Annotated in this window: 9 protein-coding genes; all 9 read right to left on the bottom strand. The window is 70.6% G+C overall.

The window, feature by feature from the left end:
* Positions 1–303 (bottom strand): hypothetical protein (locus ACVNF4_RS02170; protein WP_461800899.1); only part of this gene is annotated, 303 nt, incomplete at its 3' end.
* 283 nt (positions 304–586) lie between these two features.
* Positions 587–1,348 (bottom strand): TIGR03936 family radical SAM-associated protein, encoded by a 762-nt coding sequence (locus ACVNF4_RS02165; protein WP_461800898.1) that lies wholly within the window; start codon positions 1,346–1,348, stop codon positions 587–589.
* 123 nt (positions 1,349–1,471) lie between these two features.
* Positions 1,472–2,485 carry a hypothetical protein gene (locus tag ACVNF4_RS02160; protein ID WP_461800897.1) on the bottom strand — a complete coding sequence of 338 codons (1,014 nt, stop codon included), beginning with the start codon at positions 2,483–2,485 and terminating at the stop codon, positions 1,472–1,474.
* Positions 2,486–2,538: 53 nt separating this feature from the next.
* Positions 2,539–2,997, bottom strand: coding sequence for a GNAT family N-acetyltransferase (locus tag ACVNF4_RS02155; RefSeq protein WP_461800896.1), 459 nt, complete (start codon positions 2,995–2,997; stop codon positions 2,539–2,541).
* A gap of 29 nt (positions 2,998–3,026) precedes the next feature.
* Positions 3,027–5,066 (bottom strand): restriction endonuclease, encoded by a 2,040-nt coding sequence (locus ACVNF4_RS02150; protein ID WP_461800895.1) that lies wholly within the window; start codon positions 5,064–5,066, stop codon positions 3,027–3,029.
* Positions 5,067–5,139: 73 nt separating this feature from the next.
* Positions 5,140–7,068, bottom strand: coding sequence for a TIGR03960 family B12-binding radical SAM protein (locus ACVNF4_RS02145; RefSeq protein ID WP_461800894.1), 1,929 nt, complete (start codon positions 7,066–7,068; stop codon positions 5,140–5,142).
* A gap of 87 nt (positions 7,069–7,155) precedes the next feature.
* Positions 7,156–8,721: a CYTH and CHAD domain-containing protein gene (locus ACVNF4_RS02140; RefSeq protein ID WP_461800893.1), complete on the bottom strand. Its 1,566-nt coding sequence runs from the start codon at positions 8,719–8,721 to the stop codon at positions 7,156–7,158.
* Positions 8,722–8,828: 107 nt separating this feature from the next.
* Complete coding sequence (gene rodA, locus ACVNF4_RS02135) at positions 8,829–10,025, bottom strand: rod shape-determining protein RodA (protein ID WP_461800892.1); 1,197 nt, start codon at positions 10,023–10,025, stop codon at positions 8,829–8,831.
* Entirely contained in the window at positions 10,022–12,418 is a 2,397-nt protein-coding gene (mrdA, locus tag ACVNF4_RS02130) for a penicillin-binding protein 2 (RefSeq protein ID WP_461800891.1), read from the bottom strand. Before mrdA ends, rodA begins: the two co-directional genes overlap by 4 nt.
* Positions 12,419–12,474: the final 56 nt, after the last annotated feature.

Raw genomic sequence — 12,474 nt, 5'->3', positions numbered from 1 at the left:
CTCGGCGGCCTTGGGCGCACCGGCGGGCGCGGACGCCTTGCGGGTGGCCCGGCGGCGGGAGCGGGGAGCGGTCTCAACCGGCGCGTCGGCCGCCTGCTCCTCGGGAGCCGTCGCGGGTGCGGCGGGGGTGCTGGTGTCGGCGGGGTCGGCCTGTATGGCCGAGGTGCTCTCGGCGGAGGCCTCCGTACCGGCGGGCGGACCGGCCGGCCGGGACGCGGCACGGCGCCGACGACGCGGCGGCAGGGTGTCGCTGGGGGTGTTGTTCGGTTCGGAACCCTCGGCGGGGTCGGTCGTTTCGAGCATGCGGGCGTTTCTCCCGTCAGGCTCCCGGGCGCCGCGCTTTGGTCCGGCGTCGGCCATGAAGGCCGATCACCGCTGACGTCCGCGGGTACGCGATTCGCGTTCACCGCCGCCGGGGCGCGGGCGCCGCACGGGAGCTTTCCGTGTCCTGTCTCGCCGGTTCCGTACGCCATGTTGCGTACGGCCTGGCGAAAGTCTTTGTGGTCAGTGCGCTGCCCGACCCAGGTGGCTCCCGAGTACGAGGGCGGCGCTACGCCGGCCGTCCTTCGCGGGACCTTCCCTCTGCCTACGCCTTCGCGGCGGCGATCGGTTCGGCCGTTGAGGGGGCCTCCGATGCCTCGCGGTCGGGCGCGAGCGGGTCGGTCACCGTGCCGGTCTCTTCATCGAGCAGCCCCTGCGCCAGCCTGGTCACCGCTGCGGGGACCGGCGGCGCCAGGTCGGCCACGGCGCGGAGACCGGACAGGACGTCGTCGGGTCGAACGGCAGGCGTCACGTGCCGAACAACCAGCCGCAGTATCGCACAGGGCTGGTCGGTCGGCCTATCAGCCGTTTCACTCTGTGTTGTTTCCAGGTGTACGACAGCCGCGCGGGCGTCGAAATTCCGTACGCCGTTCTTCGTGGCGCGCTGGACCTCGACCAGTTCGGCCGCGTTGAACGCGTCCACCGCTTCACCGGCCGCTTCCGGGTCGACCCCGGCGAGTCTCAGCTCCCACACGGAGGCGGTGAGCCGGTCGGCGAGCCCCGAGGTCTTCGCCTCGACGGCGTCCACGATGTCGAGGCCGTCCGGCAGCGACTCGTCGAGCAGTTCCCGCAGTTTCCGCGGGTCCCGCGCCGCTGTGAGCGCGATCTCCAGATACTCCGCCTCACTGCCCGTGCCGGTGGGTGCGGCATTGGCGTACGACACCTTCGGGTGCGGTGTGAACCCCGCCGAGTAGGCCATCGGCACCTCGGCACGGCGCAGCGCCCGCTCGAAAGCGCGCTGGAAGTCACGGTGGCTGGTGAACCGAAGGCGACCGCGCTTGGTGTAACGCAGTCGGATGCGCTGCACCGCGGGTGCGGGCGGCGGGCCTTCGGGCTGTCGCTTGCCCAGGGGGACCTCTCCTTGTGTCGTGCGGTCTGTGCTGCGGAGAGGCGCCTCCGGGTCGTCGCCTCCCCGGTGCGCCGGTCCGGATCACCCCCGCGACGGCGGGGAGACTTCTGCGGCACCAGACCTCTTGTCCAGAATACGCGCCTCGCGCTCCCGAGGTTCCCGGCCGACGACCGCTTCCCTCTCCCGTGGCCCCCCGAACAGCGCCCGCCGCAGATCGGCCCGTACCTCCCGCGCCGTCTCCCGCGCGGCCCCGAGCACCTGCCGGGTGACGCGCCCCATACTCCGGACGGCGTCGGCGGCGGGCCGCAGCACGGCGTCCCGCACGACATGTCCGACGGGCGTCAGCACCGTCGCGTACACCCACCGCACCGGCTCCACCACAACCCACCGGAACACCCCGACGAGGAACCGCCACACGGCGAGGGAGACATACCCGGCGACCCGCCAGGCGTGCCCCAGCGCGTCCCCCACCTCCCGCAGCACGACCCCGAGCACGCGCCCGACGGGCACCAGCACCCACCGCCACACCCCGAGCACCGGCCACACGACGAGCACCCGGCCCGTCCAGTACAGCGCGGCCCCCACCCCGTGCCCGACCGGCGTCAGCACCCACGTGTACAACCACACCGCGGGCACGACCACCAGACACCGCGTCAACCACCCGGCCCCGGCCCCGATCCCGCGCAGCACCCACATCACCCCACGCCCGACAGGAACGACCCCGTTCGCCCACACCCAGGCGATCCCCGTCCCCACCGGCACGACCACCCACCGCCACAACGCGACGAGGGGCACCACGACCAGAACCCGCCCCAGCCAAGCCATTCCCTCCCCCACCGGCACCACAACCCACCGCCACAGCCCCCCGAACACCACCTTCCCCAGCCACCCCAGCCCCCTCCCCACCGGCCTCAACACCGCGTCCCACACCACCCGCCCCACCACAACGAGCCCGTCCCACACCACCCTCACCGGCACCACCAGCACCAACACCACGATCCGCACCGGAATCCGCACGGCGACAACCAGACACCCCTCCCCACCCTGCCGCTCCACAGACGCCCCCCGACCCGCTGCCGACTTCTCCAGATCCATAACGACACAGACGCTACGCCGACCCCCGAAGATGCGCCCGAACAGCCCCCACTTCAGAACCGAACCTGCAACAACCTCCCCGACCCCTCGAACCCGGCCCGCACATAAGCGGACACGGCCCGCACCGAAGAATGCACCGTCACCCGCTCAACCCCCACCTCCCGAGCCCGCTCCAACACCCCTTCCAACAACCGCCCACCCACCCCCGAGTTCCGCTCCTCAGGCACCACATACACACACTGCAGATCCCCCGACGCCCTCCCCAGCGCCGTAGGCGTAGGAACCCTCCTCACCACCCCCACCCACGCCATTCCCACAACCCGCTCTCCCCGCGCCACCACCAAGCACCAGTGCGACCCCTCATTCTCCCGAGCCCACCCCACGAACTCCCGCACAAACTCCTCCCGCCCCACCACCGGCACCTTCCCCTCCTCCACGAACCACCGCCACCGCAGCCCCGCGACAACACCCAACTCCCGCTCCTCGGCGGCCCGCACGACGATCTCGTCCATACCGGAATTGTGCCTGTCCCCCACGCGGGCTACTCCACGTCGAGACCGTGGTCTCGGACCAAGTCCGCCAGACCGCCGCGGTATCCCTTCCCGCCGAGGACGAAGTCCCAGTCGCCGCTGTCCCGGCGGCGGAAGGAGCCGAGTACCAGGGCGGTCTCGCCGGAGCGGCCGTCGGAGACTTCGAGGACGCCGAGTTCGGCCGCCGTGGAGTCGAGGAGGCGGATGCGGGCGTCGGTGAAACCGGTGAGGTCGGCGTGCGGATCGGCCTCGGGGTCGACGGCGGCGACCAGGACGAGCCGGTCGGCGCCTGCGGGCAGCGCGTCGAAGTCGACCCTCAGCGCGGCTTTGTCCGGAGAGGTCGGGGGCACCGCCCGAACCGAACCGTCCGGTGTCCCGGGGTTGTTGAAGAACACGAAGTACTCGTCGCCGAGGACCCGCCCGCCCCTGCACACCAGCGCGCACACGTCCAGCGCGACCGTCCCGGTCCAGGACATGCCCAGCACGCTGTGTCCGTCGCCCGGTTCGGGCCGCGCCTCGCCGTCGCCCAGTCGTCCGCGCAGACCGTGCCGGTGGAGGAGGTCGACGAGTTCGGGGCCGGAGATCAGCTCCAGCGGCTTCCCGGCGGCGAAGTCCCGCGAACCGGGCCCGAACGACGACGTCGTCACCAGCACGCCCTTGTTGGCGCCCGCCCCCTGGACCGTGCCGTACAGATCCCGCACGGCCGTCGGCGGCACGGTGTTGCGGTACCGCTTCACCTGCACGACGATCTTCCCGCCCCGGATCGGCGTCGGATCCGTCGCATCGACGTCGACCCCGCCGTCCCCCGACCACTGGGTGGTCACCGCCCGCATCCCCATCGCCCGGAACAATTCGGCGACGAGGCCCTCGAAAGCGATCGGGTCCATCGTGTACAGGTCGGGTTCCTCACCGGCCACCCCGCCGTCCGCGTGGGTCACCACACGGTTCCCGACGTCCTCCGGGCGGCGTCCCGTCCGTACGGCGGTCAGTTGGTCGGGCCGGGCGGAGAGCTGTCCGCGCAGCCCCTCCGTCAGACAGCTGACCGCGTCCACCTGGGCCAGAAGCAGTCCGGTGAACACCCGCCGCGCCGCCCGGAGCGTGACCAGCGGAAGCCTGGCCGGACGGCCGGTCGCGGGGTCGGCCCCCTCGACGATGCCGTTGAGGACGACGGACTCCAGCACGCCGAACGTGTCGGCGGCATACAGCTCGTGCAGGACGAGCAGCGCGCACTGCGCCACCACTTCCCGGTACAGCGTCCGCCGCTGTCCCACCGGGCGCGCGGTCTCCTTCTCCCGGTCCTCACCCGGCGCGTACCGCACCGACTTCGCCTCGGGGACGACGTCGTAGCCGGGCAGTTCCCAGTCCAGGACGAGTTCCCGGGCGGCCGGGTCGTAGGCCGCCGTGAGCCGGCGGGGGAAGCCGTCGGGCCATCCTTGCGACGCGTAGAGCGCGGCGGTGAAGTACTCGACGACGGCGTCCGGCTCTGCCCGCTCGACGGCCCGGAGCACCGCGGCGACGCCCTCGTTGTACCGCCGGGTCTCCGCCCGCTGCTCCCGCGCCCACTGCTCGTACTCCCGCTGGTAGGCGTCCAGTTGCTGTCGGCGCTGGGCCTCGGCCGTCTGGGCCGCGTGCCACGCCTGCTCGAAGCGGGCGCGGGCCTCGGCCTGCGCGCGTTCCCGTGAACTCGCCGTCCAGCCGCCGCCCTGTGCCGGGTACTGGCCGGGATGCGGCATCTCGACGGGCCGTCCCAGGGCTCCCGGATCGAACGGTGGCAGCTCCTCGGTCCGGCTGAGCGAGTCGGCCCTGAACACCGGTGCCAGGCAGCCGGCGGCCAGCAGTCCCTGGAGCGCGGTCACCCTGTCCTCCAGCTCCTGGGTGCGCCGCGCGGCCTCCGCCTGCCGGTACGCCTTGTGGTCCTGGGCGGCCTGCCGCTGCCTGGCGCGCTCCTGCCGTTCCCACTCCCTGTGCTGCCGGGCGGCGGCTTCCGCCTGGCGCTGCTGCTGACGCTGCATCTCGGCCCAGACACCGAGCGATCCGGAACGACGACTCATCGAACGCAGGCCCTCCCCAGGAACCGCTTACACGAACGGGCCCTCCCCCACCGGGAAGGGCCCGCCCTCCTACTTACTTGTTGACGACGCTCAACGGCAACAGCTTCTTCCCCGTCGGCCCCACCTGAATGTGCGTGTCCATCGCAGGACACACCCCACAGTCGAAGCACGGCGTCCACCGGCAGTCCTCGACCTCGGTCTCGTCGAGGGCGTCCTGCCAGTCCTCCCAGAGCCAGTCCTTGTCGAGGCCGGAGTCGAGGTGGTCCCAGGGGAGGACTTCCTCGTAGGTGCGCTCGCGGGTGGTGTACCAGTCGACGTCGAGGTCGAAGGCTGCGAGGGACTTGGCGGCGCAGGTCATCCAGCGGTCGTAGGAGAAGTGCTCGCGCCAGCCGTCGAAGCGGCCGCCGTCCTCGTAGACCGCGCGGATGACGGAGCCGATGCGGCGGTCGCCCCGGGAGAGCAGGCCCTCGACGATGCCCGGCTTGCCGTCGTGGTAGCGGAAGCCGATGGAGCGGCCGTACTTCTTGTCGCCGCGGATCTTGTCGCGGAGTTTGCCGAGGCGGGCGTCGGTCTCCTCGGCGGAGAGCTGGGGGGCCCACTGGAAGGGGGTGTGGGGCTTGGGGACGAAGCCGCCGATGGAGACGGTGCAGCGGATGTCACCGGCGCCGGAGACCTCGCGGCCCTTGGCGATGACGTTCGCGGCCATGTCGGCGATCTGGAGGACGTCGTCGTCGGTCTCGGTGGGCAGGCCGCACATGAAGTACAGCTTCACCTGCCGCCAGCCGTTGCCGTACGCGGTGGCGACGGTGCGGATGAGGTCGTCCTCGGAGACCATCTTGTTGATGACCTTGCGCATCCGCTCGGACCCGCCCTCGGGGGCGAAGGTGAGGCCGGAGCGGCGGCCGTTGCGGGTCAGCTCGTTGGCGAGGTCGACGTTGAACGCGTCCACGCGGGTCGAGGGCAGGGAGAGGCCGATCTTGTCCTCGGTGTAGCGGTCGGCGAGGCCCTTGGCGATCTCGCCGATCTCGCTGTGGTCGGCGGAGGACAGCGACAGCAGGCCGACCTCCTCGAAGCCGGTCGCCTTCAGGCCCTTCTCGACCATCTCGCCGATCCCGGTGATCGACCGCTCCCGCACCGGCCGCGTGATCATCCCGGCCTGGCAGAACCGGCAGCCGCGCGTGCAGCCCCGGAAGATCTCGACGGACATCCGCTCGTGCACCGTCTCCGCGAGCGGCACCAGCGGCTGCTTCGGGTAGGGCCACTCGTCGAGGTCCATGACGGTGTGCTTCGACACCCGCCACGGCACGCCGCTGCGGTTCGGGACGACGCGGGCGATCCGGCCGTCCGCGAGGTACTCCACGTCGTAGAACCGGGGGATGTACACGTTGCCGGTCCTGGAGAGCCGGAACAGCACCTCCTCACGGCCGCCGGGGCGTCCCTCCGCCTTCCACGCGCGGACGATGTCGGTGATGTCGAGGACCGCCTGCTCGCCGTCCCCGATGACGGCCGCGTCGATGAAGTCGGCGATCGGCTCGGGGTTGAACGCGGCGTGCCCGCCGGCGAGGACGATCGGGTCGTCCAGGCCGCGCTCCTTCGCCTCCAGCGGGATGCCCGCGAGGTCGAGGGCCGCGAGCATGTTGGTGTAGCCCAGCTCGGTGGAGAAGGAGAGCCCGAACACGTCGAACGCCTTCACCGGGCGGTGCGAGTCGACGGTGAACTGAGGGACGCCGTGCTCCCGCATCAGCGCCTCCAGGTCCGGCCACACGCTGTACGTGCGCTCGGCGAGGACGCCCTCCCGTTCGTTCAGCACCTCGTACAGGATCATGACGCCCTGGTTGGGCAGCCCGACCTCGTAGGCGTCGGGGTACATCAGGGCCCAGCGGACGTCACTGCTGTCCCAGGGCTTGACGGTGGAGTTCAGCTCGCCGCCCACGTACTGGATCGGCTTCTGCACATGCGGGAGCAGTGCTTCGAGCTGCGGGAACACCGACTCGACAGACATCGCGCGAACTTTCGTGTGCGGGAGAAAAACAAGAACGACAGGGGTGACCACCCAGCCTAACGCGACCGGAGGGTCTCCCCCGTCCGCTCAGACCCCCGTCCCGCCCTTCACCGACTCCCACAGCCCCGGCAGCTCCGCCTCGTCGTCGACCGACCTGCGCTCCTCACGGCCGTACAGCAGCCCGTACGTGAAGCCGCTCTCCCCCGCCGCGTGCGCCTGGCGGGCGATGTCGCGCAGCGCCTCGCGGGCCATGACGCTGTCCTGGTGGTCGCCGAGGAGGTTCTGGAGGGACTTGGCTGCCTTGACCAGCGCGGTCGCCGGGTCCCCGAGCGCTGGTTCGGCGGCCTCGGCGGAGTATCTCGTCCGCTTCGCCTTCTTGCGCGCCTCGTGCAGCGCGAGGTCCCGCTCGGGTCCGGACGACGGCTGCGCGAGCGCCTCCTCGATCAGCGCGGCGACCTTCGCGAAGTCCTTGCGGACGGCCTTGGCGATCACCTTCTCCGGCGTCCCGGCCGCCGCCTCCAGCAGGGGAGGCTCCGCGACCAGCGCGTCGAGCGCGTCCAGCAGCGCGAGGTACCGCTTCCCGTCGAGGACGGCGATGAGCCGGCGCCTCGATCCGCCCCGGCGGGCGTGCGACCAGGTGCGGACGCGGGTGCGGACGGGGCCGACGACGAGGTGCCTCGGCAGCTTGTCCAGCGCCGCCGTGACCCGCTCGGTGAGGACCTCCCGGTCCCGGTCGACGCCGAGCTCCCCCGCGAGCCACTTCAGCTCCTCGCCGATGGGGTCGGTGACCTCGCGGTCCAGCACCTTGCCGAACGACTTGAACGCGCTGCGCGTCCGCCGCGTGGCCACCCGCATCCGGTGCACCGAGTCGAACTCGTCCTGCCGGACAGCGGGGTCGAGGCTGACGATGGCGTCACGCTGGGCACGGAGGTAGGCGAGGACGTGGTGGGCGGCGGTGCCGGGGAGCACGGAGGCCGCGGGGCCGGCCGGGGTTTCGTCGGCGGCCTTCTTGGACTTGCCCTGTTTCCCCTTGCCGCCCTTGGGCTTCCCCTTCTTCGGCGCCGTCTCCGCCAGTGCCCGCGCCAGTTTCGACTCCGACGACGAGCGGCGCACCCCGGCCTTGCGGAGCCGTTTCTCGATCTGGTCGAGGAGCGCAGGGTCGCCCCCGTCGGCGAGTTCCACCTCGATCTCGGACCACTGGACGGAGCCGTCGCCCCCACTGAGCCGCTCGGCCCGGACCGCGTCCACACTCACCTCGGCGAGCAGCCGGCCCTCACCGTCGACCAGTTCCCGCACGTCCCGCGCGGACCGCAACCGCATCACGGGGACCAGTTCGGCACCTCGCACCCGCGCTCTGACCAGCCCCGCGAGGCTGCGCGGCAGACTTGGTGAGAGGGGTGCCCGCACCTCGTCCCGCACCCCAGGACCCACCGGGAGCTTCAGATGCCACCCGGCGTCCGATCCCCCGGTCCGGCGCCGCAGGGTGATGGAGGCCGCCGCCAGCCGTTCGTCCAGGGTGTCGTAGTAGACGGCGTCCAGCTCCGCCACACCCTTGTCGACCACGCTCTCGATCCCGGCGACACCGGTCAGGTCCGGAAGCCCGCTCTCGTCGGATTCGTACTTGCGCTCGATCTCGCGTTTCGTCTCCGCCATGAGTTGAATCTAGTGGCAGTCGGGGCAAAGCGGCAGAGGGAAAGGAAGGGTGAATTCCCGACGAACTGCCGGATAAGCACCCGACCGGCCGCCCGACGGCCACCCCCTCACGCCGACATCGGTCTCTGCACCTTGATCGACTGCAACAGCCCCACCGCCACCCACACCGCGAACATCGACGACCCCCCGTACGACACGAACGGCAGCGGCAGACCGGTCACCGGCATGATGCCGAGCGTCATCCCGATGTTCTCGAACGCCTGGAACGCGAACCACGCGACGATCCCGGCGGCCACGATCGTCCCGTACAGCTCCGTCGTCTCCCGGGCGATCTTGCAGGCCCGCCAGAGGACCACCCCGAGCAGCAGGATGATCAGGCCCGCGCCCACGAAGCCCAGCTCCTCGCCGGCCACGGTGAACACGAAGTCCGTCTGCTGCTCCGGCACGAACTGGCCGGTCGTCTGCGAGCCGTGGAAGAGGCCCGAGCCGGTGAGGCCGCCCGAGCCGATCGCGATCCGTGCCTGGTTGGTGTTGTAGCCGACGCCCGCCGGGTCCAGCTCCGGGTTGGCGAACGCCGCGAACCGCGCGATCTGGTACTCGTCCAGGATCCCCAGCTGCCAGACCGCGAGCGCGCCGGCGCCGCCCGCGCCGAGGAGGCCGAGGACCCAGCGGTTCGAGGCACCGGAGGCGAGGAGGACGCCGAGGACGATCGTCACCATCACCATGACCGAACCGAGGTCCGGCATCAGCATGACGATCAGCATCGGGACCGACGCGAGGGCCAGGGCCTGGAGGACCGTGCGGTGGTCGGGGTACGGCTTGTCGCCCGCGTCCACTCGCGCCGCGAGCAGCATCGCCATGCCGAGGATGATCGTGATCTTCACGAACTCCGAGGGCTGGAGGGAGAAGCCGCCGCCGAGGACGATCCAGGAGTGGGCGCCGTTGACCGTGGAGCCGAGGGGGGTGAGGACGAGGAGGATGCCGAACACCGAGAGGCCGTAGAGGATCGGGACCGCGTTGCGCAGGGTGCGGTGGCCGAGCCAGACCGTGCCCATCATCATGGCGAAGCCGATGCCGGTGTTCATGAGGTGGCGCAGGAGGAAGTAGTACTGGTCGCCCTGGTTGATCTCCGTGCGGTTTCGCGTCGCGGAGAAGACCAGGAGGGAGCCGATGCAGGAGAGCACCAGGGCGGAGAGCAGTATCGGCCAGTCGAGGCGTCTTGCGAGCGAGTCGCGGGCGAGGAGTCTGGTCCAGCCCGCGCGGTCCGGGCCGTAGCCCGAGACCGAGAAGGTGTTGCCCGTCATTTGGCTTCCCCTCGGGGATGGCGGAGGAAGGATCGCAGCCCGTAAGTGCCTCGATCGGTGGTCTGGCGGGTGCGGCTTCGTCGTGGCTGGTCGCGCCCCGCGGCGGAGCCGCTATCAGATACAGCCCCGCGCCCCTGAGGTCCGTTGCCCTCAGGCCCGTATTTCCTGCGACGCGATTTCCTCCGCGTGTCCTGGTTGCCCCCCGTGTTCGTCGGGGTCGTACCCGGCGGCAGTGTGCCGTCCTGCTTTGCCGGGGCCGTCTGGCTTGCTCGCTGGTCCTTTGCGGGGTCCCTGGGGACCTTCGGGGACGTGATCGTGCCGTCGGGCTGGATCTTCGGGAGGGTCTTTTGCGGGGTCGGGAGCAGGGCGTTCTTGGGGGTGATCGTGCCGTCGTCCGCTACGCCGTACAGCGCGTCGTAGATGTTGCGGACCGCCGGGCCCGAGGCGCCGGAGCCGGTGCCGCCCTGGGAGATCGTCATGACGATCGCGTAGTCCTTGGTGTAGGTCGCGAACCAGGACGTCGTCTGCTTGCCGTAGACCTCGGCGGTACCGGTCTTCGCGTGCATGGGGATCTTGGCCTGGGGCCAGCCGACCTGGGCGAAGCGCCAGGCGGCGGTGCCTTCGGTGGCTACGCCGGCGAGGGCCTTGTCCATCTGGGACAGGGTGGCCTGGCTTATGGGCAGCTTGCCGTGGGACTTGGGCTCGATCGCGGTGGTCGTCTTGCCGTCGGGGCTGATGACGGCCTTGCCGACGGTCGGGTTGTAGAGCGTGCCGCCGTTGGAGATCGCCGCGTAGATCGTCGCCATCTGGATCGGGGTGACGAGGGTGTCGCCCTGGCCGATGGAGTAGTTGATCTCGTCACCGGCGCGCATCTGGTTGCCTTCGAGGCAGTTCTCGTACGCGATCTGCTCGACGTACGTGCCGCCCTTCTTGCCCTGCTTGCACCAGGCGTCCTTGTTGGCCTTCCAGTAGTTCTGCTTCCACTGGCGGTCGGGGACGCGGCCGGTGACCTCGTTCGGCAGGTCGATGCCGGTCTCCTTGCCGAGGCCGAACTGGTGGGCGGCCTTGAAGAAGTAGTCGCCGGGGTTCTTCTTCGGCTTGATGCCGCCGTCCTTCTGCCACTCGTTGTGCGCGAGGCCGTAGAAGACGGTGTCGCAGGAGACCTCAAGAGCGCGGCCGAGGCTGATCGGGCCGAAGTTCTCCGACTCGAAGTTCTTGAAGACCTGCCCGCCGACCGAGTACGAACTCGTGCAGGGGTAGCGGCCGTTGAACTCGTAGCCCGCCTCCACCGCCGCCGCCGTGGAGATCACCTTGAAGGTGGAGCCCGGTGCCGACTGACCCTGTATGGCGCGGTTCAGCAGCGGGTAGTTGGAGTCCTTGCCGGTGAGCGACTTGTAGTCCTTGGCGGAGATCCCGCCGACCCACGCGTTCGGGTCGTACGTCGGGTTCGAGGCCATCGCGACGATGCGGCCGGTCTTGGCCTCCATCACGACGACGGCGCCGGAGTCCGCCTTGTACTTCTCGTTGGTGTTGCGGTCCCACTGCTTGCGGGCCTCTTTCATCGCGTCGTTCAGCTCGAACTCCGCGACGCGCTGGACCCGGGCGTCGATGCTGGTGACGAGGTTGGCGCCGGGCTGTGCCGGGGTCGCCTCGGCCTGGCCGATGACGCGGCCGAGGTTGTCCACCTCGTAGCGCGTGACGCCGGCCTTGCCGCGCAGTTCCTTGTCGTACTCCCGCTCAAGTCCCGAGCGGCCGACCTGGTCCGAGCGCAGGTAGGGCGAGTCGCTGTCCTTGGCCTGCTGGATCTCGTCGTCCGTCACCGGCGAGAGGTAGCCGAGGACCTGCGCGGTGTTCGACTGGCCGGGGCCGGGGTAGCGGCGGACCGCTTCCGGCTCGGCGGTGATGCCGGGGAAGTCCTCGGCGCGCTCGCGGATCTGGAGGGCCTGCTTCGGTGTCGCCTCGTCGGTGATCGGGATGGGCTGGTAGGGCGAGCCGTTCCAGCAGGGCTGGGGGGTCTTGGCGTCGCAGAGGCGGACCTTCTGCCGGACCTCCTCGGGGGTCATGCCGAGCACGCCCGCGAGTTTGGTGAGGACCGCCTTGCCGTCGTCCTTCTGCTTCAGCAGTTCCGTACGGGACGCGGAGACCACGAGCCGGGTCTCGTTGTCCGCGAGGGGCACGCCTCGCGCGTCCAGGATCGAGCCGCGCACCGCCGGTTCCACGACCTGCTGGACGTGGTTGCCGGACGCTTCCTTCGCGTACTCGTCGCCCTCCCGGATCTGGAGGTACCACAGGCGCCCGCCGAGCGTCCCGAGCAGCGAGAGGACCAGGATCTGGATCACCACGAGCCGCGTCTGGACCCTGGGTGTCCGCCCGGTCTCCGGGATGTTCGTCACTGCCTCCCCCTCCCCGCTCGCTGAACCGGCATGCCCTGAACCGCCCCGCTCTGAAT

Source organism: Streptomyces sp. S6, from assembly GCF_054880855.1.
Note: the sequence above shows the minus strand (reverse complement) of the source record. Positions and strands in the feature narration are given on the sequence as shown.

What these genes read in the sequence shown, in the direction of transcription:
- ACVNF4_RS02160 (WP_461800897.1), bottom strand. Translation starts at nt 2,485, where the DNA reads ATGGATCTGGAGAAGTCGGCAGCGGGTCGGGGGGCGTCTGTGGAGCGG.
- ACVNF4_RS02155 (WP_461800896.1), bottom strand. Translation starts at nt 2,997, where the DNA reads ATGGACGAGATCGTCGTGCGGGCCGCCGAGGAGCGGGAGTTGGGTGTT.
- ACVNF4_RS02150 (WP_461800895.1), bottom strand. Translation starts at nt 5,066, where the DNA reads ATGAGTCGTCGTTCCGGATCGCTCGGTGTCTGGGCCGAGATGCAGCGT.
- ACVNF4_RS02145 (WP_461800894.1), bottom strand. Translation starts at nt 7,068, where the DNA reads ATGTCTGTCGAGTCGGTGTTCCCGCAGCTCGAAGCACTGCTCCCGCAT.
- ACVNF4_RS02140 (WP_461800893.1), bottom strand. Translation starts at nt 8,721, where the DNA reads ATGGCGGAGACGAAACGCGAGATCGAGCGCAAGTACGAATCCGACGAG.
- rodA (WP_461800892.1), bottom strand. Translation starts at nt 10,025, where the DNA reads ATGACGGGCAACACCTTCTCGGTCTCGGGCTACGGCCCGGACCGCGCG.